Raw genomic sequence first — 23,358 nt, forward strand, 5'->3', positions numbered from 1 at the left:
GGGACGATTCTAGCACGCCCGTGCCGGCCTCCCGGAGCAGGTCCGTTGCCGCAGTGGAGCGCGCTCGAGCGGTCGAATTGATCGGCATCAACTCCGCGCGGAAAGGCGCCAACGGCCGCGATCGGGGCTGGCATAATGCCTCCAGGCGGCGACGGCCCGGGCCGTCGCCAGCGTTCCGGAGGTCCGATCATGCCCCAGCCCGAGCCCCAGCCGTTCATCCGCCCCCTCGTCGAGAAGTACGATCGCCCCGGGCCGCGCTATACCTCCTATCCGACGGCCCCGCAGTTCCAGGCCGCCTTCGCCGAGGACGACTACCGGGACCAGGCCGCCCTGAGCCATCGCGTCGCCGCGCCCAAGCCGCTGTCGGTCTACGTGCACGTGCCGTTCTGCGAGAGCCTCTGCTACTACTGCGCCTGCCACAAGATCGTCACCCATCGCCGCGAGCGGGCGGCGGAGTATCTGGCCCTGCTGAAACGCGAGATCGCCCTGCAGGCGGCGCTCTTCGACGGTGAGCGCTCGCTGACCCAGCTGCACCTGGGCGGCGGCACGCCCACCTATCTGAACAATGCCCAGCTCGGCGAGCTGATGGACGCCCTGGCGGCGGCCTTTCGCTTCGCGCCGCCCGAGGACAGGGAGTTCTCGCTGGAGGTGGATCCGCGCACCGTCACCCCTGAGCAGCTGCATGAGCTGCGCGGGCTGGGCTTCAACCGCCTGAGCGTCGGCGTCCAGGACTTCGACCCCGAGGTGCAGGCGGCGGTCAACCGCGTCCAGGGCGAGGCCGAGGTGGCCGCCCTGATGAAAGCCGCCCGGGGCGCCGGCTTCCACTCGGTGAGCGTCGATCTGATCTACGGCCTGCCGCGCCAGACCGTGGCCAGCTTCGCGGCCACCCTCGACAAGATCGTCGCCCTGCGGCCGGATCGCATCGCCACCTACAGCTATGCCCATCTGCCCGAGCGCTTCAAGGCCCAGCGGCTGATCCGCGACCGGGACATGCCGCCGCCCGAGCGCAAGCTCGAGCTGCTGGAGCTGACCGTTCGGCGCCTGACCGAGGCCGGCTACGCCTACATCGGCATGGATCACTTCGCATTGCCCGACGACGAGCTGGTCCGGGCCCAGCGCGAGGGCACCCTGCAGCGCAACTTCCAGGGCTACTCCACCCACGCCGACTGTGACCTGATCGGGCTCGGCGTCAGTGCCATCGGCAAGGTCGGCGACGGCTACAGCCAGAACGTCAAGGAGATCGCCGCCTACCGCGAGCGCCTCGAGGCCGGGCGGCTGCCGGTGCTGCGCGGCTATCGGCTCGACGACGAGGATCGCCTGCGCCGCGACGTCATCCACGCCCTGATGTGCCACGGTCGGGTGGACGTCGACGCCATCGAGGCGCGTCACGGCATCGACTTCGCCAGCCACTTCGCCGACGCCCTCGCGGCCCTGGCGCCGATGCGCGACGACGGCCTGATCACGCTGGGCCAGCGCCGCCTCGAGGTGCGCCCGCCGGGGCGGCTGATGCTGCGCAATCTGGCCATGACCTTCGACGCCTATCTGGGCGGCGAGGCGGTGCGCTACTCGCGGACCGTCTAGGTCCTTCCTGGGGCGTCGCGCGTCGGTACGAGTTTCCTGCTACCGATCCAGCAGCCGTTTGCCTGATCCCTCCGATGCGATAATCAGCGGGCCTTCCGATGGTGAAGCCTGCGCTCTGTGACGATGCTTATCTTGCGTGTAACAAAATGTTGTATGGCGTTATGTCACGTCGACGGCGATGGCCGGCGGCGGGGGAGGGCGAGATGCAAGGGTTCAAATTGGCTGCCCTGGTCGTCGCCGTGGGCTGTTTGTCAGCCGCCGGCGTACAGGCGCAGTCGGGAGTCGAGGGTGCCGGGGGCGGTACGCTCTCGGACGACGAGATGGCGCGAGTCGCCAACGATCAACTGACCGAGCCGGCCGGGTCGGGGGGCCTGACCGATGCCGAGATCGATGCGCTGCTCGAGGATCTGCCGGCGCCGGCCGCCGGGGGGGGCGGTGGCGGCTGCGGTGGCGGGCTGCTGGAAGGATGCGATGGTGTCTTCCTGCGCCTGGTTGCCGCCGTGCCGAGCGAGGACGTGATTCCCGCGCCGACCATGCCGACCGCGCCGACGGATGACGGAGACGACGGCGGCGACAACCCCGGCGATGACGCCGCCGGCGGCGGCGGCGGTGGTTCCGGCGGTGGCGGCGGTGGTTCCGGCGGTGGCGGCGGTGGTTCCGGCGGCGGTGGCGGTGGTTCCGGCGGCGGCGGCGGCGGTTCCGGCGGCGGTGGCGGTGGTTCCGGCGGCGGCGGTGGTTCCGGCGGCGGCGGTGGTGGTTCCGGCGGCGGCGGCGGTGGTTCCGGCGGCGGCGGCGGTGGTTCCGGCGGCGGCGGTGGTGGTTCCGGCGGCGGTGGCGGTGGTTCCGGCGGCGGCAGCGGTAGTTCCGGCGGCGGTGGTTCCGGAGCCGGTGGCAACGGTGGCAGCGCCGGCGGAGGTGGCGGTGCCGGTGGTACCGGTTCGGGAGCCGGCGGTCGCTTCTGACGCCTGTTGCCCGATGCCGCACCTGGCGCCCGACCCTGATGGTCGGGCGCTTTCTTTTGTGCGCCGAGTTCACGCATGATCCATATCATGTGTGTTGAGAATGTTTTTCGTCTATATATGGTGGTTGATGGCCTCGCTTCCATCGTGGCCGGGCATCCATGATGCGCGACCGCGACCGTTCCCCTCACATAGAGAGAGACCCGATGCGCACCACCACTGCCAGGGAAGCCTCCCGCGTCGACGAGGTGCCGCTGCAGGCGCCTTCCCTCGATATCTGGGACAGCAAGTATCGCCTCAAGGATCGTCACGGCCGGCCGGTGGACGCCGACCCCGGCGCCACCCGGGAGCGGGTGGCCCGGGCGCTGGCCGCGGTGGAAGACGACGCCGAGGCCTGGCTGCCCCAGTTCCGCTGGGCGCTGGACAATGGCGCCATCCCGGCCGGGCGCATCGTCGCCAACGCCGGGGCGGAGGCCGTCAAGCCGGCGGTCAGCCTGATCAACTGCACGGTGTCCCGCACCCTCCACGATGCGATGCGCGACATCCTCGAGGGCGTGGTCGAGGCCGGCATGACCCTCAAGGCCGGCTGCGGCATCGGCTATGACTTTTCCACCCTGCGCCCCCGCGGCGCCTTCGTGTTCGGCGCCGGCGCCGGCACCAACGGCCCGCTGGCGTTCATGGATATCTACGACAGGATGTGCTTCACCGTGGCCTCGGCGGGCGGGCGCCGCGGCGCCCAGATGGGGACCTTCGACGTCGGCCATCCGGACGTGAAGAGCTTCATCGAGGCCAAGCGCGAGGCCGGCCGGCTGCGCCAGTTCAACCTCAGCCTGCTGATCACCGACGAGTTCATGGAGGCGGTGCGCGCCGACGCCGACTGGCCGCTGGCGTTCCCGCTGCACCCCGCCGAGCAGGACGACGTCGACGACGGCGAGCTGGTCTATCGCGACTGGCCGGCCATCGAGGAGGGCTACCTCCTCGACGCCGAGGGCCGGGTGGCCTGCCGCGTGGTCGAGACGGTCCGCGCCCGGGCGCTGTGGGACACCATCATGCGTTCCACCTACGACTTCGCCGAGCCGGGCTTCATCCTGATCGACCAGGTCAACCGCATGAACAACAACTGGTTCTGCGAGGAGATCCGCGCCACCAACCCCTGCGGCGAGCAGCCGCTGCCGCCCGAGGGCGCCTGCCTGCTGGGCTCGATCAACCTCACGCGCTTCGTGCTCGAGCCCTTCGGCGAGGCGCCGCGCTTCGACTGGGAGCGCTATCGCCGAGTGGTGGCGATCTTCACCCGCATGCTCGACAACGTGGTGGAGATCAGCGGCCTGCCGCTCGACGGCCAGCGCCGCGAGATCGAGGCCAAGCGCCGCCACGGCATGGGCTTTCTGGGGCTGGGGTCGGCGCTGACCATGCTCAAGCTGCCCTACGGCTCGCCGGAGTCGCTGGCCTTCACCGAGGAGGTCAGCCGGGTGCTGGCGGTCGAGGGCTGGAAACAGGCCCTGGCGCTGGCCAGGGAGAAGGGCATGGCGCCGGTGCTGGCCGAGACCTTCGAGCTGACGCCACGCATGCTGCGCGAGCGCCCGGAGCTCAAGCAGGACGGCTATCAGGCCGGCGACCGGGTGCCGGGGCGGATCCTGCACGCCCGCTACAGCCGCTACATGCAGAAGATCGCCGAGGTCGAGCCGGAGCTCGTCGCCGAGCTCGCCGAGCACGGCGCGCGCTTCACCCATCACAGCTCCATCGCGCCCACCGGCACCATCTCGCTGTCGCTGGGCAACAACGCCTCCAACGGCATCGAGCCGTCCTTCTCGCACCGCTACTTCCGCAACGTCATCCGCGCCGGGCGCAAGACCAAGGAGCAGATCGAGGTGGTCTCCTTCGAACTGGCCGCCTATCGCCATCTGGTGGCGCCGGCGGCGGTGGAGAGCGACCTGCCGGACTACTTCGTCACCGCCGACGGCGTCTCGCCGGAGCAGCATGTGGCGGTGCAGGCCGCGGCCCAGGCCTGGATCGACTCGGCGATCTCCAAGACGGTCAACGTGTCCACCGAGTTCGCCTACGAGGACTTCCAGAACCTCTACCTGACGGCCTACGACAGCCGGCTCAAGGGCTGCACCACCTTCCGCTTCAACCCCGAGGCCTTCCAGGGCGTGCTGGTACGCGAGGACGACCTCAAGAACACCGTCTACGTCTTCGAGCTGGAGAACGGCGAGCGGCTGGAGCTCTCCGGCGACGAGACGGTGCTCTACGAGGGCGAGGAGCACACCGCGGCCAACCTGCACGAGGCGCTCAAGGAGGGCACCTATGGCAAGTGGTAAATCAGGGCTCGCGACGGCCGTGAACGGCCGTCCGTCCACCGTCACCGCATCCGCTTTCACAGGAGCCCCGTCATGAGCGTCGAGATCACCTCGAAGATCGTTTCCTCCCGCGTCCGCCAGGCCCAGGACGTGCCGCCGCCGGCCGACGAGGACCCGCTGACGCGGCGCATTCCCTCGCGCCCCGAGGGCACCCTGGAGGCGGTGTCGGAGAAGATCTCCTACGTCGGCGCCGAGGGCCGGCGCAAGGTCTACCTGCTGGTGTCCTTCATGCCGGTGGAGGGCGTGCTGAACGGCGAGCCGGTGGTCATCGAGCGCCCGGTGGAGTTCTTCCTGCCCTCCGGCCAGCTGTCCAGCGAGCACCAGTGGATCACCGCCACCATGCGCAGCCTGTCGCTGGCCGCCCGCGGCGGCTACGTCACCCAGGCGGTGGCCGATCTGCGCAAGGTGGCCTGGGACAAGGGCCGGGTGCGCTGCGGCATGAACCGCTGGGGCAAGCCGATGTTCCACGACTCCGAGGTCGCCGCCATCGCCTGGTCGATCCAGCAGATCCTCTACCGGCGCGGCTTCCTCGACCAGGACGGCCTGCAGGTGCCGGTGGAGGAGCTGGTGGCGCGCCACGCCCGGCGCCTGGCCGGCCGGCCCTGGCATCCGCCCGGCCCCGAGGAACAGGCCGACGCCGAATGCGCGGCCGAGGCCGGCCAGGGCGGGCCCACCGTGGTCGGCCAGTGCCCCGAATGCGCGGGTGACCTGGTGATGATGGACGGCTGTCCGACCTGCTACTCGGGCTGCGGCTGGTCCAAGTGCGGTTGACGGGTGCGGATCGCCTCGCCGGTCAACGCTCGGCGAGATGAGAGGCGATCCCCGTCGCGACCGTCAGCCCCGGCCGATGCCGGGGCTTTCTTGTCGCGACGCAGCAGGGCAGGGCAAATCGAACGTTTAAATGCAAGCCGGTGCGCCGGCGTCCGGCTCTGTTATGTTCGTCCTGCGAATAACAAGCACAAACCTTCTACCCACAGCTATGGAGTCAAGATCATGCGCTACAACAACAAGACGCTGATCGCCCTGTCCGTCGCGACCCTCGGCCTGACGGCGGTCAGCAGCGCCTCGGCCGCCACCCTCGACGAGGTGAAGGAGCGCGGTAACCTGCGCTGCGGCGTCAACGTCGGGCTGTCCGGCTTCTCCTCGCCGGACGAGAACGGCACCTGGCAGGGGCTGGACGTCGAGACCTGCCGCGCGGTGTCCTCGGCCATCTTCGGCGACCCGGAGAAGGTGGTCTTCACCCCGCTGACCGCCAAGGAGCGCTTCACCGCCCTGCAGTCCGGCGAGATCGACCTGCTCTCGCGCAACACCACCTGGACCGCCACCCGCGACAACTCCCTGGGCCTCAACTTCACCACCACCACCTTCTACGACGGCCAGGGCTTCATGGTCGCCAAGGACCTCGGCATCGAGAGCCTGGAGGATCTGAACGGCGCCTCCATCTGCATCCAGTCGGGCACCACCCACGAGCTCAACCTGGCCGACTACTTCCCGTCGAAGGGCATCGATATCGACACCGTGACCTTCGACACCCCGGACCAGACGGCCCAGGGCTTCGCCAGCGGCCGCTGTGACGTCCTGACCTCCGACACCTCCCAGCTCAGCGCCCTGCGCCTGCAGCTGCCGGAGCCGGACAGCGTGGAGATCCTCACCGAGCTGATCTCCAAGGAACCGCTGGGCCCGGTGGTGCGTCAGGGCGACGACCAGTGGCTGGACATCGTCAAGTGGTCGGTGTTCGCCATGGTCAATGCCGAGGAGCTGGGCGTGACCCGCGACAACGTCGACGAGATGCAGCAGAACCCGCCCAATCCCCAGGTCGCGCGCCTGCTGGGCGATGACGGCAACTACGGCGAGCAGATGGGCCTCGAGAACGACTGGGCCTACGACATCATCGCCCAGGTGGGCAACTACGGTGAGGTGTTCGCCGCCACCGTGGGCGAGGAGTCTCCGCTCGCCATCGGCCGCGGCATGAACGCGCTGTGGAACGAGGGCGGCATCCTCTACGCACCGCCCATCCGCTGATCGGCATCGAACCTCCGCTCCCCCTCACCCCCGGCCGGGGGTGAGGGGCCGTTACCCCGTATTCGAGGCTCGACATGCTGCGTTCTTCGTCTTCCGAGCGGGGGCCGCTGTGGCGCGACCCCGCCGTGCGCGCGCTGGTGATCCAGGCCCTGCTGCTGCTGGGACTGGCGGCGCTGATCGTGATGCTGGTGACCAATACCCTGGCCAACCTCGAGGCCCGGGGCATCACCACCGGCCTGGGTTTCCTCCAGGAGCGGGCCGGCTTCTCCATTCCCCAGACGCTGATCGCCTACAGCGGCGACAGCACCTACGGCCGCACCTTCGTGGTGGGGCTGCTCAACACCCTGCTGGTGTCCGGCCTCGGCATCGTCGCGGCGACGGTCATCGGCTTCGCGGTGGGCATTGCCCGGCTCTCGAGCAACTGGCTGCTGGCCCGGCTGGCCGCCGCCTACGTCGAGATCTTCCGCAACATTCCGCTGCTGGTGCAGATCCTGTTCTGGTACTTCGCCGTGCTCCAGGCGCTGCCCAGCCCGCGCCAGAGCCTGTCGCTGTTCGAGGCGCTGTTCCTCAACGTGCGCGGCCTGGTGATGCCGGCCCCGGTGGCCCAGCCGGGCTTCGACGCCACCCTCTGGGCGCTGGCCCTGGCGGTGGCCGCGGTGGTGGGGCTGTCGCTCTACGCGCGGCGGCTTCAGGCCCGCACCGGCCGGGCACTGCCGGTCTACCGGCTCGGCGCGCTGATCCTGATCGGCCTGCCGCTGGCGGTGTTCCTGGTGACCGGGCGGCCGCTGGCCTGGGACGTGCCGGCGCTGTCCGGCTTCAACTTCCAGGGCGGGGTGACGATCATCCCCGAGCTGATGGCGCTGTGGCTGGCGCTTGCGATCTACACCGCCTCCTTCATCGCCGAGATCGTGCGCTCGGGCATCCAGTCGGTGCCGAGCGGGCAGGTCGAGGCCGCGAGGGCGATCAGCCTTCCCGGCAACATCACCCTGCGCAAGATCGTCATCCCCCAGGCGATGCGGGTCATCGTGCCCCAGCTCACCAGCCAGTACCTCAACCTGATCAAGAACTCCTCGCTGGCCACGGCCATCGGCTATCCGGACCTGGTGGCGGTGTTCGCCGGCACCACCCTCAACCAGACCGGCCAGGCCATCGAGATCATCGCCATGACCATGGCGGTCTACCTGCTGATCAGCCTGGTGGTGTCGGCGCTGATGAACCTCTACAACGCCCGCACCCTGATGAAGGAGCGCTGACATGGCCGAGATGGCGACACGAATCGAGATGATCGAGGCGCGCCGGCCGCCGGACCTGCGCCGCGGCGTGATGGGCTGGCTGCGCGCCAACCTCTTCGACGGGCCGCTCAACAGCGTCATCACCCTCATCGTGCTGGCGGTGCTGGGCTGGGGGCTGTGGCCGCTGGTGCAGTGGGGGCTGATCGACGCCGACTGGCTGGGCTCGACCCGCGAGGCCTGCAGCGGCGAGGGCGCCTGCTGGGTGTTCATCAGCGCCCGCTTCGAGACCATCGTCTACGGCTTCTACCCCGAGGCCGCCCGCTGGCGGGTCGATGCGGTGTTCCTGATGCTGGGGCTGCTGATCGCCTGGCTGGCGATCCCCCGGCTGCCGGCCAAGCGCTGGGTGGGGCTGTTCGCCCTGGTCGGCTTCCCGGTGGTGGCCTACGTGCTGCTGCTCGGCGGCCACTTCGGGCTGATGGCGGTGCCGACCCGCGAGTGGGGCGGGCTGATGCTGACCCTGACGGTGGCCGTCGTGGGCATCGTCGGCTCTCTGCCGCTGGGCGTGGTGCTGGCGCTGGGGCGTCGCTCGCGGATGCCGCTGGTGCGCGGCGTGTGCGTGGTGTTCATCGAGTTCTGGCGCGGCGTGCCGCTGATCACGGTGCTGTTCATGGCCTCGGTGATGCTGCCGCTGTTCGTGCCCACCGAGGTGGAGTTCGACAAGCTGCTGCGGGCCCTGATCGGCATCATGTTCTTCTGGAGCGCCTACATGGCCGAGGTGGTGCGCGGCGGGCTGCAGGCCATTCCCAAGGGCCAGGAGGAGGCCGCCAAGGCGCTGGGCATGGGCTACTGGCGGCGCATGGGACTGATCGTGCTGCCCCAGGCGCTGAAGCTGGTGATCCCCGGCATCGTCAACACCTTCATCGCGCTGTTCAAGGACACCTCGCTGGTGCTGATCATCGGCCTGTTCGACCTGCTGGCGATCATCCGCGCCGGGCTCACCGACAGCAACTGGCTGGGCTTCGCCACCGAGGGCTACGTGTTCGCGGCGCTGATGTTCTGGATCTTCTGCTTCAGCATGTCGCGCTACAGCCAGTATATCGAGCGGCGCCTGCATACCGGCCACAGGAACTGACCGGCAGGCATGGAATAACAAGCACGTAACAACACGCTTTCAAGAACGAGGAAACACCGGCATGGCGACCACCAACACGGCCAGCGCCCCCGACCCGATGATCTCGGTCGAGGGGCTCAACAAGTGGTACGGCGACTTCCACGTGCTGCGCGACATCGATCTGACAGTGGCGAAGGGCGAGCGCATCGTCATCTGCGGGCCCTCGGGCTCGGGCAAGTCGACCCTGATCCGCTGCCTCAACCACCTCGAGGAGCATCAGCAGGGCCGCATCGTCGTCGACGGCGTGACCATGACCCAGGACGTGAAGCGCATCGAGCAGATCCGCCGCAACGTCGGCATGGTCTTCCAGCACTTCAACCTGTTCCCGCACCTCTCGGTGCTCGACAACTGCTGCATCTCCCAGACCTGGGTGCAGAAGAAGCCCAGGGCCGAGGCGGAGAAGACCGCCATGGAGTTCCTCGAGCGGGTGCGCATCGCCGACCAGGCGCACAAGTACCCGGGCCAGCTCTCCGGCGGCCAGCAGCAGCGCGTGGCCATCGCCCGGGCGCTGTGCATGCGCCCCGAGGTGATGCTGTTCGACGAGCCGACCTCGGCGCTGGACCCGGAGATGATCAAGGAGGTGCTCGACGTCATGGTCGAGCTGGCCCAGGACGGCATGACCATGCTCTGCGTGACCCACGAGATGGGCTTCGCCAAGACCGTGGCCGACCGCGTCATCTTCATGGACCAGGGGCAGATCATCGAGCAGGCCCCGCCGGAGACCTTCTTCAACCATCCGGAGTCGGACCGCACGAAGCTGTTCCTGAGCCAGATTCTCGGTCATTAAGCGAGCCCCGGGCACCAACGACAACGGCCCGGACGCCAAGGCGTCCGGGCCGTTCTGGTTTTCCGCAACGATCAGGCGGCGTCGAGGGCGCGCGCCGGGCCGAAGTGCTCGTAGTGGCGACGCTCGTCGGGAATGCCCAGCTCCTTCAGGCAGCGATCCACGGCGGACATGAAGCCCCGGGGGCCGACGAAGTAGCAGCGCGCGCCCTCGGGCAGGTAGCGGGCCAGCAGGTCGCGGTCCACGCGGCCGAGGTGATCGGCGCCGTCGCCGCGCTCGTGCACGCTGACCGCGGTCAGCCGCTCGGGATGCTCGGCGGCCAGGGCCGCGAGCTCGTCGGCGAAGGCGCGCTGTTCGGCGTCCTGGGCGGCGTGCAGATAGACCACCCGGCGACCCTCGGCCAGGGCCTGGCGGGCGATCGGCAGCATCGGCGTCTGGCCGACGCCAGCGCTGGCCAGCAGCAGGGGCTCGTCGCCGGCCACCAGGGTCAGCTCGCCGGCGGGCGGCAGCAGCTCGAGGGTGTCGCCCACGGCCATGGCATCGTGCAGGTGCCGGCTGGCCACGCCGCCGTCCTCGCGCTTCACCGAGATGCGAACGCTGCGGCCGTTGGGCAGCGCCGAGAGGCTGTAGTGGCGATGGACCGGACGGCCGTCGATGGTCAGGCGTACGCCGATGTACTGGCCGGGGAGGTGCTCGGCCACCGCGCCGCCGTCGGTGGGCTCCAGCACGAAGGAGCGGATCACCGCGCTTTCCTGGCGCGTCTCGGCGAGGCGGAACTCGCGCGGGCCGCGCCAGCCGCCGGGACGGTGTTCGAAGGCGCGGTAGCGCTGTTCCTCCAGCTCGATCAGCCGGCCGGCCAGCTCCTCGTAGAGCGCGCCCCAGGCGTCGGCGATCTCCGGCGTCACGGCGTCGCCCAGCACCTCGCCGATGGCCGCCATCAGGCACTCGCCGACGATCGGATACTGCTCGGGGCGGATGTCCAGCGACACGTGCTTGCTGACCACCGTGGCCAGCGCCTCGCGCACCCGCTCGGGGTCCTGGCGCAGCTGCACGTAGGCCAGCACGGCGGCGGCCAGCGCCCGCGGCTGGCCGCCGTTGGCCTGGTGGGTCTGGTTGAACAGCGAGGCGACCTCGGGATAGCGCGCGAACATCAGCGGGTAGAAGCGCCGGGTGATGGCGTCGAGATGCTCGGCGACCACCGGAGCGGTGGCGGCGATCAGGCTTTCCTGGGCGTGGGTCAACATGGGCGGGCTCCTGGGGATGGGCGGCGTCTCTTAAAGATGCATTTAAATTACATCTAAAAGAGGCGGGCGAACACCCAGGCCCCTGGTCCAGATTGTCGCAGTCGCGCCTCGTGCCGATCCCGATCGGGATCCGGCTCCGCCCCGAGGCTTGCCCGGACGTCGCCGGGAGGGAGACAGGCGGCTAGGCTTCAAGGCAGGCGAAGCAGCGGCGGGGAATCGGGCATGGATATCATCAAGGTCTTCGATGCCAGCTACGCGCGCGCCCTGGCCCACGAGATCGAGGGGCAGGGCTTCTTCGATGCCTTCTACCGGCGCTTCCTGGACGGCTCGTCGGAGGTGGCCGAGAAGTTCCGCGACATCGACATGGCGCGCCAGCAGGCGATGCTCAAGAAGTCGTTCTACCACCTGCTGAGCCTCTACGCGGCCAGCCACGACGGCGACTACCTGGCGCGGGTGGCGATCCGCCACAGCCGCAGGCATCTGGACATCCGCCCGGCGCTCTACGACCGCTGGCTGGAGACGATGATGGCGACGCTGCGCGAATACGATCCCGAGTGCGGCGACGAGCAGGAGCTGGCCTGGCGCCTGGTGATGGCGCCGGGCATCGCCTACATGAAGTTCCACTACGACCGGGAGGCGCCGGTGGGAGATGAAAAGACATGAAATGAAAGTGCCCGCCTGATGGACAGGCGAGCACCCTATCTTTTTTCGTATGACGGTTTCGGATCAGCTGGTCGGCTGGGTATGTCGCGGGTGGTTCTCTTCGGCGGCGGCCTGGCAGGCGCCTAGGTCGGTGGCGATGGCCTCCCCCTGCTCCTGCCAGTGGCGGCGCTCCTCGGCGCTGGCCTTGGGCGAGAACAGCCCGGTCTGGGCATAGAACACGCCGATGATCGGCGACAGCCAGCAGGCGAAGGCCAGCGGAATGTACAGCAGGTTCTCGACATTGCCGTCGGCGATACCCAGCCCCAGCGCGCTGATCACGAAGGCCCCGCCGGCGTTCCAGGGCACCAGCGGTGACATCAGGGTGCCGCCTTCCTCGATCGCTCGCGACAGGTTCAGGGTCGAGTAACCGAGGCCTCGGTAGGTGGGGGCGTACATGCGGCCGGGCAGGGCGATGGACAGGTAGGGGTCGCCGGCGACCAGGTTGGTGGACAGCGAAGTGATCATGGCCGAGGTCTGCACGCCGCGGAAACTGCGCACCCGGGCCATGATGGCGCGAATGATCGCTTCGAGGCAGCCGGTCTTTTCCAAGGCGCCGCCGAAGCCCAGGGCGATCAGCACCAGCGAGATGGTCCACATCATCGACTGGATACCGCCGCGGTTGAGCAGGCTGTCGATGGCGCCGACGCCGGTGTCGATCGTATAGCCATAGTTGGCGTAGGTGACCACTTCATGCAGGCCGGCTCCCTGGACGAGCATGGCGGTGACCGCACCGGCCAGGACGCCCGCGAACAGCGAGGGGATAGGCGGCATGCGCTTGACCGCCAGGGCGATCACCAGCACCGCGGGCAGCAGCAACCAGGGCGAGATGGTGAAGTTGGTCTCGAGGGCCGTGGTGATGGCGGTGATCCGGTCGAAGGAGGCGTTCTGGTCATCGATCAGGGTGAAACCTGCCCCCAGATAGATGGCCAGGGCGATCAGCATGGCGGGGATCGTCGTCGGCATCAGGTTCTTGATGTGGGAGAAGATATCGGTGCCGGTGACGGCCGGCGCGAGGTTGGTGGTGTCCGACAGCGGCGAGACCTTGTCGCCGAAGAAGGCCCCCGAGACCACGGCGCCGGCGGTCCAGTACATCGGGATGTCGAAGCCCGCCCCGATGCCCATCAGTGCCAGCCCTACCGTACCGACCGTGCCCCAGGAGGTGCCCAGCGACAGCGACACCACCGAGCACAGCAGCATGGCTGCCGCCAGGAACACGGTCGGCGAGAGCAGCGTCAGGCCGTAATAGATCAGCGATGGCACGGTGCCGCTGGCGATCCACACGCCGATGATCATGCCCACACAGATCAGCACCGAGACGGACGGCAGGGAAACGTGAATGACGTGGAAGATGCCTTCCTCGATGCGCTTCCACGAGAAGCCCAGCTTGATGCCCACCAGGGAGGTGATCGCCAGGCCGATGGCCAGCGGGATGTGCGGGGTGAAGTCGCCGAAATGGAAGATCTGTACCCCGATGGCGACGAGGGTCAGGATCACCGGGGTCAGGGCCAGCAGCAGTCCCGGTGCCTGACGATGGACAGACGATGTTGTTGTTGGGTCGGTCATGTTGTTTTCCTTGGTCTCGATGACGTGTCAAAGGCGATCGATCAAGCGTGACATCCTGGTCGTCATATCTCCTGGCGAGGGTCGACGGCTCTCAGATCAATACCCTCAGGCATTGGCCGGTGTGATAGAGCGTGAAGCCGCTCTCGTAGCCGGAGCTCCAAAGGGGCTTGGCGCGTATCGGCTTCGGGGTGCGGATCGGCAGCGGCAGCAGACTGTCGTCGCCGTTGGCCAGGTAGTGGGCGAAGCCCTTGCCGACGACCGTGCCGGTGGTGATGCCGCGTCCGTTGTAGCCCGAGGCGGCCAGGATCCCGGGCGCGGGTTCGAACAGCCGCAGGGTGTGGTCGGGCGTGAAGGCGATCCGTCCGGTCCAGGTGCATTCCCAGTCGACGCGCCCCAGCTGGGGAAAGTAGTGGCGCTGGATGCGGTCGGCCCAGCCGCGGACATAGGCCTGAGGCCGGCCATCTCCCTTGCCCAGGCTGCCGAGGATCAGTCGACCCTCGCTGTCGCGACGCATGCTGCTGAGCACCATGCGGGTATCCCAGGCGCCTTGTCGCTCGGGCAGGATATCGCCGGCGATCTCGTCCGGCAGCGGATGTGAGGCGACCTGGAAGAAGTGACCGGGGAAGAAGTGCCGGCGCACCTGATTCCAGTGATCTTCGGTATAGGCGTTGGTGGCGATCACCAGGCGTGGGGCAGTGACGCTGCCCTCGGCGGTGGTGACGCGCCAGTCCGAGCCGTGTCGCGCGATCCCCGTCGCCGCACTGTGGCCATGCAGCCGTGCACCTGCGGCGGCGGCAGCCCGGGCCAGCCCACGAGTGTAGGCCGCGGGGTTGATGGTGCCGGCCCGACGATCGAGCAGGGCGCAGCGAATGCGCTGGGTGCCCGTCTTCTGCCGGCAGGCCTCGTCCTCCAGCAGCTCGACGGGCGCGCCGCGCCGCTGGAACTGGTCTACGCGGCGCGCTAGTTCCTGCTCTCCCTTGGCGTTGTGCGCCAGATGCAGGGTACCGCTGCGCGTCGCCCGGCAATCGATGGCGTGGCGTTCGATCAGCGAGAAGACCTCGGCGGGGGCGCCGCCGAGGATCGCATTGGCGCGCTCACCGTCCCGCTCGCCCAGGGCCTCGCAGATGTCGTCCGGGGGGATCCACAGCCCCGCATTGACGAGGCCTACGTTGCGCCCCGAGCCACCGCTGGGAATCTCCCCCGCCTCGAGCAGGGTCACCCCGACCCCGGCCTCCGCAAGGTGCAGGGCGGTGGACAGCCCGGTGATGCCGCCGCCGATCACCGCCACCTCGGAGGTGTGGTCGGCCTGCAGCGGCGCCAGCGGCAATGTCGGCTCGGGGGAGGTGTCGTGCCACAAACACCCTTCCTTCATGACGCCTCCTGTCTTGTCATTGGATGGAGCCCTGATCGGCGAAGTGCGTGACGCTGCCGCCGTCCCCGACGAGGCCGGGAACGGCGGTCGTGTTCAGTCGAACTTGATGCCCTGGGCCAGCGGCAGTTCGCGGGAATAGTTGACGGTGTTGGTCTGGCGACGCATGTAGCTCTTCCAGACATCGGAACCGGACTCGCGGCCGCCGCCGGTCTCCTTCTCGCCGCCGAAGGCACCACCGATCTCGGCGCCGCTGGGGCCGATGTTGACGTTGGCGATGCCGCAGTCGCTGCCCTGGTCGGAGACGAAGGCCTCGGCCTCGCGCACGTCGGTGGTAAACACGCAGGAAGAGAGCCCCTGGGGGACGTCGTTCTGCAGGGCCAGCGCCTCGTCGAAGTCGCGGTAGCTCATCACGTAGAGAATCGGGGCGAAGGTCTCGTGCTTGACCATCTCGTCCTGGCGCTCCACCTCGACGATAGCCGGGGCCACGTAGTAACCATTGGGGTAGTCGTCGGCCAGCTTCCGCTCGCCGCCGAAGACGCTGGCACCCTGCTCGCGGGCCTTGCCCAGCACCGACTGCATCTGGTCGAAGGCCTGGGCGTCGATCAGCGGACCGACCAGGCTGCCGCCCATCGGGTCGCCGATGGTCACGCCGGCATAGGCCTTCTTGACCCGCTCGAGGACCTCATCGCGCACGGATTCGTGGACGATCAGGCGGCGCAGGGTGGTGCAGCGCTGGCCGGCGGTGCCCACCGCGGAGAACAGGATGGCGCGCACGGCCATGTCCAGATCGGCGCTGGGTGCCAGGATCATGGCGTTGTTGCCGCCTAACTCGAGGATGCTGCGGCCGAAGCGGGTGGCCACGCGGGGGGCGACCTCGCGGCCCATGCGGGTGCTGCCGGTGGCGCTGATCAGCGGCACGCGGGGGTCGTCGGTGAGCACCTCGCCGGCCTCACGCGCGCCGATGATCACCTGACTGAGGTCCGCCGGTGCCTCGTCGCCGAACTCGGCCATGGCGCGCTCGAGCAGCGCCTGGCAGGCCAGGGCGCACAGCGGGGTCTTTTCGGAGGGTTTCCACAGCAGGCTATTGCCGCAGACCAGCGCCAGGGCGGCGTTCCAGGCCCAGGGCGCCACCGGGAAGTTGAAGGCGGTGATCAGGCCGATCGGGCCCAGCGGGTGCCAGCTCTCGCGCATGTGGTGGCCGGGGCGCTCCGAGGCGATGGTCAGGCCATACAGTTGGCGGGACTGACCGACGGCGAGGTCGCAGATGTCGATCATTTCCTGCACTTCGCCGAGGCCTTCCTGGTAGATCTTGCCGCATTCCAGGGTCACCAGGGTGCCGAGATCTTCCTTGTGGCGGCGCAATTGCTCGCCGAACAGGCGCACCAGTTCGCCGCGGCGCGGGGCCGGCACCTGGCGCCAGGCCTCGAAGGCCGACTGGGCGCGGTCGATGCGCGCCTTGACCTGCTCGCCGCCCTCCAGTGCCACCCGGCCGAGTTCGCCGCCGTCGGTGGGTGAGGTCACGGCATAGTCGCCGTCCCGGTACAGGGATTCGCTGACCCCGAGGCGCTGCATGATGGACTCGATCATTCTTCCTCCTACTGCTCATATGGGTGTGATGGGAGACGCGAGCAGTATTGCTGGGGTTGCGAGCGAGCCTCAAACGACGTTTTATACGGAGGTCATTCTATTTTTTCTTGTAAGGGTCGAGATGAGCCGTCGCCACCTGCCTACCCTCTCCGCCATGCAGTGTTTCGAGGCTTCGGCCCGGCACCTGAGTTTCACCCGCGCCGCCGAGGAGCTGAGCCTGACCCAGAGCGCCGTCAGCAAGCAGGTCGCGCAGCTCGAGTCGGTACTCGAGCATCCCCTGTTTCGCCGGGTTCGCAAGCGGCTGCAGGTCACCCCGGAGGGGTCGCTGTACCTGACCGAGGTGCGCAAGGTGCTGGCCCAGGTCGAGATGTCCACCCGCTACATGCAGTCCTACGGTGGCCAGAGCGAGGTGCTCAACGTCACCACGCTGCCGACCTTCGGTGCCCGCTGGCTGATCCCGCGGCTCAACGGTTATCGCTTCCGCCATCCTGGGGTCTACCTGAACATCGCCAACCGGGTGGAGCCCTTCGACCTCGAGGAAGAGCGGGTCGACGTGGCCTTCTTCTTCGGCCATGGGGCCTGGCCGAAGGCGGAGTGCATCAAGCTGCTCGACGAGACCATGGTGCCGGTGTGTGCTCCAACGGTGGTGCCTGTCGGTGGCATCGACAACCCGCTGGCCTTGACCGAGCTGGTGTTGCTGCAGAGCGCGACGCGGCCCGAGGCGTGGCACGACTGGTTCGAGGCCCAGGGCTGCTATACCGTCCACAGCTATCACGGGCCGCGTTTCGATACCTTCTACATGGCGGTGAGCGCCGCCCGGGCGGGCTGCGGCGTGGCGCTGGTGCCCCGCTTCCTGGTCGAGGAGGAGCTGGCGGCCGGTCAACTGACGATTCCCTGGGCGTTCGCGCTGACCAGCCGTGATGCCTATTACCTGGCCTATCCCGAGTACAAGGGCGAGGTCGCCAAGGTGCGGGGGTTCATCGACTGGATCCTCGACCATCTCGAGGCGCCGGCGCACGTTCATGGCGCCCGCCCGGCGAACTAGCCCGATCCGAGGCCAGTCTCGGCGCAGGTCAGCACATGCGAGACGAAGTGGCGGACCTTGGCGAGCTCGCCGAGCGGTTCCGGGTAGACCAGGTAGTAGGCGTCGGGGCTGCGCAGCGCATGGGGCCAGGCGAGACCCAGGCGCCCCGTGGCGAGTTCGGCGTCGACCATGAAGCGAGGCACCAGCGCCAGGCCTCCTTCCGCCATCGCCGTGCGGATCAGCATCTGGAAGGTCTCGAAGCGAGTGCCGTGGTAGCTGCGGGCGGTGGTGATGCCTTGATCGTCGAACCAGCGGTGCCAGGCGTCCGGGCGGGTGGACAGGTGCAGCAGGTGGCAGTCGGCCAGGTCCGAGGCCCGTTCGAGTCGCCAGCGGGCCAGATAGGCCGGCGCCCCTACCGCCACCACTTCCTCATCGAACAGCTTGTGGCACTCCAGACTGGGCCAGCGACCGTGGCCGTGGAAGAAGGCCACGTCGATGTCCTGCTCCTCCAGGTCGAAGGCCTGTACCCGGTCGGTGATGCTCAGGCGGATGCCCGGGTGGGCCGTGAAGAAGGCCGGCAACTGGGCGCTCAGCCAATGGCTGCCGAAGGTCGGCAGGGTCGCTACCCGCAGGACCTCGCCGTGGCCGCTGTAGGTCATGATGGCATTCGCCGACATCTCGATCTGGGCGAGGATCTTGCGCACCTCGGTCAGGTACAACGAGCCCTCAGGCGTCAGCACCAGGGTGCGACGGACGCGCCGGAACAGCTTGTGCTGGAGGTAGTCCTCCAGTTGGGCGACCTGCTTGCTGATGGCGCTCTGGGTCAGGCTCAGCTCCTCGGCGCCCCGGGTGAAACTCATGTGCCGTGCGGCCGCCTCGAAGCATTGCATGGTAATGGTCGAAGGCAGGTGACGTGCCGTCATGGGGTCTCGGCTCCCGCGCAAAAGCGCCATTCTAGCCAATCGCACGGCCTGATGCCGATGTTGGGGGGGGGCGATAAACCATTCCCATCTGGCATTCATGTCGCCGGTAACGCTGCGGTTTCGACGGCTTTCTTCTTCGTGATCATGAAATTAAGGAATGGATAGCGCGTTTTTTTTCGTTTGAAGCCCTCGTGGGGCGCTGGTTTCATCATCGCTACAACGACTCCCGAGGATTCAAGGAACCGCGCATGGACTTTCCCCACATCAGTGGCTCGCTGGGCATCGTGCATCCCCTCTGCATCGAGCGGGGGCGTAATGCCGAGGTCTGGGACGAGCAGGGCCGGCACTATATCGACTTCATCGGCGGCATCGGCGTGCTCAACCTGGGACATGGTCACCCGACCGTCGTCGAGGCGGTCAAGGTCCAGGTCGAGACGCTGATGCATTCCGCCTTCAATGCCCTGCCGCACCGCGGCTACCTGGAGGTGGTCGAGGCCCTGGATGCCTTCGTGCCGGTGGACTACCCGCTGTCCTGCATGCTCACCAACAGCGGCGCCGAGGCCACCGAGAACGCGCTCAAGGTGGCCCGTGCCGCCACCGGTCGCCAGGCGGTGATCGCCTTCGACGACGGCTTTCACGGCCGAACCCTGGCGGCGCTCAACCTCAATGGCAAGGTCAAGCCCTACAAGAGCCGGCTCGGCGCTCTGCCGGGGCCGGTGTTCCACTTGCCGTTTCCCAGTCAGGACAGCGGCGTGAGTGCCGGCGAGGCCATGGCGGCGCTGACGCGTCTCTTCGAGGTGGAAGTGCCCAGCGACGAGGTGGCGGCGATCATCGTCGAGCCGGTTCAGGGGGAGGGCGGCTTTCGCCTGCTCGATGCCGACTTCGCCGGCCGCCTTCGGTCTTTGTGCGATGAGCACGGCATCGTGCTGATCCTCGACGAGATCCAGTCCGGCTTCGGGAGGACGGGGCAACGCTTCGCGTTCTCCCACCTGGGGATCGGGCCCGACCTGCTGCTGATGGGCAAGAGCATGGCCGCAGGCCTGCCGCTGGCCGCGGTGGCGGGCAAGGCATCGCTCATGGACGCCCTGCCCAAGGGCGGGCTGGGCGGCACCTATTCGGGCAATGCCGTGGCTTGCGCCGCCGCCAGGACGGTCATGAACCTGATGAGCGAAGATCGCCTGCACCAGTGGGGCGAGGCCCAGGAGGCGGCCATCGTCGCGACGCATGATGACTGGCGCGAGCGCTTCCCGATGGTGGGTGCCTTGACCGGGGTCGGCGCCATGCGCGGCATCGTCTTCGAGGATACCGAGAACGCCACGGGCGCCGAGCACCTGGCGGCGCTGCTGGCGGCCGGCCGAGAAGCCGGCGTGCTGCTCATGCCCAGCGGGCGGCGGCGCAACGTGCTGCGTCTGCTGGCGCCGCTGACCATCGAGCCCGAGATCATGGACGAAGGCTTGGCACGTATTACCCGCGCGTTGGAGACGCTGACGCCATGATCGCCCGGCTAGAGACGAGTCAGGCCACCGTCGAGGTGTATCGTCACTTCCTCGAGGCCCTCGCGGACGCCGGCTTCGAGGGCGAGATCGCCCCCGACTACGCCAACCGCACGGTGCTGGCCACCGACAACTCGATCTACCAGCGCCTGCCCCAGGCGGTGATCTATCCCAGCAACGCCACCGATCTCGAGCGCCTGGCCCGGCTGGCCGCTCGCGACGAGTTCCGCCGGGTGGCGCTCGCCCCCCGCGGCGGCGGCACCGGCACCAACGGCCAGTCGCTCACCGACGGCCTGGTGGTCGACGTCTCCAAGCACATGAACGCCATCCTCGACATCGACGTCGAGGCGCGCCGGGTGCGCGTCCAGGCCGGCGTGGTCAAGGACCAGCTCAATGCCGCGCTCAAGCCCCACGGACTGTTCTTCGCCCCCGAGCTCTCCACCTCCAACCGCGCCACCCTCGGTGGCATGATCGCCACCGATGCCAGCGGCCAGGGCAGCTGCGAATACGGCAAGACCCGCCACCATGTGCTCGAACTCGACAGCGTGCTGCTCGGCGGCGAGCGCCTGGTCACCCGCCCGGTGGACGACGACGAGCTCGAGGCGCTGTGCCAGCGCGACGACGCCGTGGGCCGGGTGCATCGCATGGCCCGCGAGATCATCGACACCGAGCGCGAGCGTATCCGCGAGACCTTCCCGCCGCTCAACCGCTGCCTGACCGGCTACGATCTCGCCCATCTGCGCACCGAGGACGGCAAGTTCGACCTCAACAGCGTGCTGTGCGGCGCCGAGGGCTCGCTGGCCTTCACCAGCGAGGCGGTGCTCAACGTGCTGCCGATCCCGAAGCATTCGACCCTGGTCAACGTGCGCTACGCCGGCTTCATGGACGCCCTGCGCGACGCCAAGGCGCTGATGGCAAGCTCCGCCGCCCCCACCTCCATCGAGACCGTGGACGACAAGGTGCTGGGCCTGGCCCAGCAGGACGTCGTGTGGGACAGCGTCGGCGAGTTCTTTCCTGACACCGGCGACACGCCGACCCACGGCATCAACCTGGTCGAGTTCAACGACGACGATCCCGAGCGCCTGAGTGAGCGGGTCGCGGCCTTCTGCGCGCACCTCGCCGAGGACGACAGCGTCACCCGCCTGGGCTACACCCAGGCCGTGGGCCGCGCGGCGATCACCCGGGTCTACGGCATGCGCAAGCGCGCCGTGGGCCTGCTCGGCAACGTCCAGGGCGAGAAGCGCCCGCTGCCCTTCGTCGAGGACACCGCGGTGCCGCCGGCGCAGCTGGCCGATTACATCGCCGAGTTCCGCGCCCTGCTCGACGCCCGCGGCCTGGCCTACGGCATGTTCGGCCACGTCGACGCCGGCGTGCTGCACGTGCGCCCGGCGCTGGACATGAAGGACCCGGCCCAGGAGGCGATGATCCGCGAGATCTCCGACGAGGTCGCCGCGCTGACGCAGAAATACGGCGGCCTGCTGTGGGGCGAGCACGGCAAGGGCGTGCGCTCGGAGTACGCCCCGGCCTTCTTCGGCCCGCTCTACCCGAGCCTGCAGCGGCTCAAGGGCGCCTTCGACCCGCATAACCAGCTCAATCCGGGCAAGATCGCGACGCCTTTCTCTTCATTTCCCCCGCCCGAAGACGCGGGTAGGGCTACTATGCCGCCCGAAGACGCGGCACCCTCAATCCCGCCCGAAACCGCGGGTCTTTCCCACCCGCCCGACGATGCGACTCTCTTCCAACCGCCCGAACACGCGGGTACGGCTCCCTCGGCAGAGAGCGAGACCTCAGAAGCCGAGAACGACGACGAGCAGGCCGTGAAGTGGGTCGACCCGGGGCTTCTGGCCATCGACGGGGTGCCGACCCGCGGCCAGCATGACCGCCGGATCGACGAGCGGGTCTGGCAGGCCCATGGCGACGCCGTCTACTGCAACGGCAACGGCGCCTGCTACAACTACGATCCCGACGACGCCATGTGCCCGTCGTGGAAGGCCACCCGCCAGCGCATCCATTCGCCCAAGGGCCGCGCCAGCCTGATGCGCGAATGGCTGCGCCTGCAGGGCGAGGCCGGCGTCGACGTGCTCGAGGCCTCGCGCGACGCCCGACGCGGCGGCGTCTGGGGCGCGCTCAAGGCCTTCCCCGGCAAGCTGAAGAACACCCTGGCCAAACGCCGCGGCGAGGACGACTTCTCCCACGAGGTCTACGACGCCATGGCGGGCTGTCTGGCCTGCAAGTCCTGCGCCGGTCAGTGCCCGGTGAAGGTCAGCGTGCCGACCTTCCGCTCGCAGTTCCTCGAGGTCTATCACGGCCGCTACCTGCGTCCGCCCCGCGACTACCTGATCGGCGGGCTGGAGTTCATGATGCCGGCGCTGTCCCGCGTCGCGCCGCTCTACAACGCCGCCCTGGGCAACCGCTGGATCAGCCGCCTGCTGGCAGGCCCCGTGGGCATGGTCGACAGCCCCCGGTTGTCCCGGGCGCGCCTCGACAAGCAGCTCGAGGCCTGGGGCGTGCCCGAGGCCACGCCGACCACGCTTGGCCGACTCACCGCGGCCCAGAAGGCCAACAGCGTGGTGCTGGTGCAGGATGCCTTCACCAGCCACTTCGAGTCCCGGCTGGTGATGGACGTGGTCGAGCTGCTCGAGCGCCTCGACGTGCGGGTGTTCGTCGCGCCCTTCGCGCCCAACGGCAAGCCACTGCACGTGCAGGGCTTCCTCGGCGCCTTCGAGCGCACCGCCGAGAAGCAGGCCGAGCGCCTGCGGACGCTGGCCGACTTCGGGGTGCCGCTGGTCGGCATCGACCCGGCGATGACCCTGACCTACCGCCAGGAGTACGTGAAGGCGCTGGGCGCCGAGGCCGTGCCCGAGGTGCAGCTGCTGCCCGAATGGCTGAGTGAGCGGTTGGCAGAGCGAGCGCCCGAGCTGGCGCCGCAGGGCGCCCGCCTCGACGATCCCGGCTACCGGCTGCTCGCCCACTGCACCGAGAAAACCAATGCCCCGGGCACGCCCAGGGCCTGGCAGCGGCTGTTCGCCGCCTTCGGCCTCGAGCTCGAGGTGGTCGCCACCGGCTGCTGTGGCATGTCCGGCACCTACGGTCACGAGGCGCGCAACCTCGAGACCTCGAAGACCATCTACGCCCAGTCCTGGCAGCCCAAGGTCGAGGACCCGGCCAACGCCGGTCGGCTGCTGGCCAGCGGCTACTCCTGCCGCAGCCAGGCCAGGCGGCTCTCGGATGTCGCCCTGCCCCATCCGCTGCAGGGGCTTCTGACCGCGCTCAAACGTGCCACCTGAGGTCCCGTGCACTAAAAACGCTGTGATACTTCCAACAAGAGACCAACGAGGTAGATG

Annotated in this window: 17 protein-coding genes; 12 read left to right on the forward strand and 5 right to left on the reverse strand. The window is 68.6% G+C overall.

Going from position 1 to position 23,358, the window contains the following annotated elements:
- Positions 1 to 189: 189 nt before the first annotated feature.
- From hemN to FIU88_RS00630, 8 genes are all read left to right on the forward strand, one after another.
- Positions 190 to 1,581 carry an oxygen-independent coproporphyrinogen III oxidase gene (hemN, locus tag FIU88_RS00595; protein WP_152477803.1) on the forward strand — a complete coding sequence of 464 codons (1,392 nt, stop codon included), beginning with the start codon at positions 190 to 192 and terminating at the stop codon, positions 1,579 to 1,581.
- 203 nt (positions 1,582 to 1,784) lie between these two features.
- Positions 1,785 to 2,543 (forward strand): hypothetical protein, encoded by a 759-nt coding sequence (locus FIU88_RS19275; protein WP_216647289.1) that lies wholly within the window; start codon positions 1,785 to 1,787, stop codon positions 2,541 to 2,543.
- A 203-nt stretch (positions 2,544 to 2,746) separates the two neighbouring features.
- Entirely contained in the window at positions 2,747 to 4,858 is a 2,112-nt protein-coding gene (locus FIU88_RS00605) for an adenosylcobalamin-dependent ribonucleoside-diphosphate reductase (RefSeq protein WP_152477804.1), read from the forward strand.
- A 72-nt stretch (positions 4,859 to 4,930) separates the two neighbouring features.
- Entirely contained in the window at positions 4,931 to 5,668 is a 738-nt protein-coding gene (locus FIU88_RS00610) for a ribonucleoside-diphosphate reductase (protein ID WP_152477805.1), read from the forward strand.
- A gap of 222 nt (positions 5,669 to 5,890) precedes the next feature.
- Positions 5,891 to 6,919, forward strand: a complete 1,029-nt coding sequence (locus FIU88_RS00615) for an amino acid ABC transporter substrate-binding protein (protein WP_016854099.1) — start codon at positions 5,891 to 5,893, stop codon at positions 6,917 to 6,919.
- 74 nt (positions 6,920 to 6,993) lie between these two features.
- A complete protein-coding gene (locus tag FIU88_RS00620) occupies positions 6,994 to 8,172 on the forward strand; it encodes an amino acid ABC transporter permease (RefSeq protein ID WP_152477806.1) in 1,179 nt (392 codons plus the stop codon).
- 10 nt (positions 8,173 to 8,182) lie between these two features.
- A complete protein-coding gene (locus FIU88_RS00625) occupies positions 8,183 to 9,283 on the forward strand; it encodes an amino acid ABC transporter permease (protein ID WP_152480079.1) in 1,101 nt (366 codons plus the stop codon).
- A 61-nt stretch (positions 9,284 to 9,344) separates the two neighbouring features.
- Positions 9,345 to 10,109 (forward strand): amino acid ABC transporter ATP-binding protein, encoded by a 765-nt coding sequence (locus tag FIU88_RS00630; RefSeq protein ID WP_301339545.1) that lies wholly within the window; start codon positions 9,345 to 9,347, stop codon positions 10,107 to 10,109.
- A 71-nt stretch (positions 10,110 to 10,180) separates the two neighbouring features.
- Here FIU88_RS00630 and hmpA read toward each other — a convergent pair whose 3' ends face one another.
- Positions 10,181 to 11,350, reverse strand: a complete 1,170-nt coding sequence (gene hmpA, locus FIU88_RS00635; RefSeq protein WP_152477807.1) for an NO-inducible flavohemoprotein — start codon at positions 11,348 to 11,350, stop codon at positions 10,181 to 10,183.
- Between the two features lie 222 nt (positions 11,351 to 11,572).
- On the opposite strand from hmpA, the gene FIU88_RS00640 reads away from it, so the two are divergent.
- Entirely contained in the window at positions 11,573 to 12,013 is a 441-nt protein-coding gene (locus FIU88_RS00640; RefSeq protein ID WP_152477808.1) for a globin, read from the forward strand.
- A gap of 63 nt (positions 12,014 to 12,076) precedes the next feature.
- Here FIU88_RS00640 and nhaC read toward each other — a convergent pair whose 3' ends face one another.
- From nhaC to FIU88_RS00655, 3 genes are all read right to left on the reverse strand, one after another.
- Positions 12,077 to 13,615 (reverse strand): Na+/H+ antiporter NhaC, encoded by a 1,539-nt coding sequence (nhaC, locus tag FIU88_RS00645; RefSeq protein ID WP_152477809.1) that lies wholly within the window; start codon positions 13,613 to 13,615, stop codon positions 12,077 to 12,079.
- Between the two features lie 91 nt (positions 13,616 to 13,706).
- A complete protein-coding gene (locus FIU88_RS00650; protein WP_152477810.1) occupies positions 13,707 to 14,987 on the reverse strand; it encodes an FAD-binding oxidoreductase in 1,281 nt (426 codons plus the stop codon).
- Positions 14,988 to 15,080: 93 nt separating this feature from the next.
- The gene (locus FIU88_RS00655; protein WP_152477811.1) at positions 15,081 to 16,574 is read right to left on the reverse strand and encodes an aldehyde dehydrogenase family protein; all 1,494 of its coding nucleotides are present in this window, start codon (positions 16,572 to 16,574) and stop codon (positions 15,081 to 15,083) included.
- Between the two features lie 121 nt (positions 16,575 to 16,695).
- Between FIU88_RS00655 and FIU88_RS00660 the strand changes: the two genes are divergently transcribed.
- Entirely contained in the window at positions 16,696 to 17,619 is a 924-nt protein-coding gene (locus tag FIU88_RS00660) for a LysR family transcriptional regulator (protein WP_152477812.1), read from the forward strand.
- On the opposite strand, the gene FIU88_RS00665 is transcribed toward FIU88_RS00660, so the two are convergent.
- On the reverse strand, positions 17,616 to 18,521 hold the full coding sequence (locus FIU88_RS00665) for a LysR substrate-binding domain-containing protein (protein ID WP_152477813.1): 906 nt from the start codon (positions 18,519 to 18,521) through the stop codon (positions 17,616 to 17,618). The genes FIU88_RS00660 and FIU88_RS00665 overlap by 4 nt on opposite strands.
- A 248-nt stretch (positions 18,522 to 18,769) precedes the next feature.
- Here FIU88_RS00665 and FIU88_RS00670 point away from each other — a divergent pair, with 248 nt between their 5' ends.
- Positions 18,770 to 20,017 carry an aspartate aminotransferase family protein gene (locus FIU88_RS00670; RefSeq protein WP_152477814.1) on the forward strand — a complete coding sequence of 416 codons (1,248 nt, stop codon included), beginning with the start codon at positions 18,770 to 18,772 and terminating at the stop codon, positions 20,015 to 20,017.
- The gene (locus FIU88_RS00675; RefSeq protein ID WP_152477815.1) at positions 20,014 to 23,301 is read left to right on the forward strand and encodes an FAD-binding and (Fe-S)-binding domain-containing protein; all 3,288 of its coding nucleotides are present in this window, start codon (positions 20,014 to 20,016) and stop codon (positions 23,299 to 23,301) included. The genes FIU88_RS00670 and FIU88_RS00675 overlap by 4 nt, the downstream gene beginning before the upstream one ends.
- Positions 23,302 to 23,358 lie beyond the last annotated feature (57 nt).

It is taken from the genome of Halomonas sp. THAF12 (assembly GCF_009363675.1).
Lineage (GTDB): Bacteria > Pseudomonadota > Gammaproteobacteria > Pseudomonadales > Halomonadaceae > Halomonas > Halomonas smyrnensis.

What these genes read in the sequence shown, in the direction of transcription:
- hemN (WP_152477803.1), top strand. Translation starts at nt 190, where the DNA reads ATGCCCCAGCCCGAGCCCCAGCCGTTCATCCGCCCCCTCGTCGAGAAG.
- FIU88_RS19275 (WP_216647289.1), top strand. Translation starts at nt 1,785, where the DNA reads ATGCAAGGGTTCAAATTGGCTGCCCTGGTCGTCGCCGTGGGCTGTTTG.
- FIU88_RS00605 (WP_152477804.1), top strand. Translation starts at nt 2,747, where the DNA reads ATGCGCACCACCACTGCCAGGGAAGCCTCCCGCGTCGACGAGGTGCCG.
- FIU88_RS00610 (WP_152477805.1), top strand. Translation starts at nt 4,931, where the DNA reads ATGAGCGTCGAGATCACCTCGAAGATCGTTTCCTCCCGCGTCCGCCAG.
- FIU88_RS00615 (WP_016854099.1), top strand. Translation starts at nt 5,891, where the DNA reads ATGCGCTACAACAACAAGACGCTGATCGCCCTGTCCGTCGCGACCCTC.
- FIU88_RS00620 (WP_152477806.1), top strand. Translation starts at nt 6,994, where the DNA reads ATGCTGCGTTCTTCGTCTTCCGAGCGGGGGCCGCTGTGGCGCGACCCC.
- FIU88_RS00625 (WP_152480079.1), top strand. Translation starts at nt 8,183, where the DNA reads ATGGCGACACGAATCGAGATGATCGAGGCGCGCCGGCCGCCGGACCTG.
- FIU88_RS00630 (WP_301339545.1), top strand. Translation starts at nt 9,345, where the DNA reads ATGGCGACCACCAACACGGCCAGCGCCCCCGACCCGATGATCTCGGTC.
- hmpA (WP_152477807.1), bottom strand. Translation starts at nt 11,350, where the DNA reads ATGTTGACCCACGCCCAGGAAAGCCTGATCGCCGCCACCGCTCCGGTG.
- FIU88_RS00640 (WP_152477808.1), top strand. Translation starts at nt 11,573, where the DNA reads ATGGATATCATCAAGGTCTTCGATGCCAGCTACGCGCGCGCCCTGGCC.
- nhaC (WP_152477809.1), bottom strand. Translation starts at nt 13,615, where the DNA reads ATGACCGACCCAACAACAACATCGTCTGTCCATCGTCAGGCACCGGGA.
- FIU88_RS00650 (WP_152477810.1), bottom strand. Translation starts at nt 14,987, where the DNA reads ATGAAGGAAGGGTGTTTGTGGCACGACACCTCCCCCGAGCCGACATTG.
- FIU88_RS00655 (WP_152477811.1), bottom strand. Translation starts at nt 16,574, where the DNA reads ATGATCGAGTCCATCATGCAGCGCCTCGGGGTCAGCGAATCCCTGTAC.
- FIU88_RS00660 (WP_152477812.1), top strand. Translation starts at nt 16,696, where the DNA reads ATGAGCCGTCGCCACCTGCCTACCCTCTCCGCCATGCAGTGTTTCGAG.
- FIU88_RS00665 (WP_152477813.1), bottom strand. Translation starts at nt 18,521, where the DNA reads ATGACGGCACGTCACCTGCCTTCGACCATTACCATGCAATGCTTCGAG.
- FIU88_RS00670 (WP_152477814.1), top strand. Translation starts at nt 18,770, where the DNA reads ATGGACTTTCCCCACATCAGTGGCTCGCTGGGCATCGTGCATCCCCTC.
- FIU88_RS00675 (WP_152477815.1), top strand. Translation starts at nt 20,014, where the DNA reads ATGATCGCCCGGCTAGAGACGAGTCAGGCCACCGTCGAGGTGTATCGT.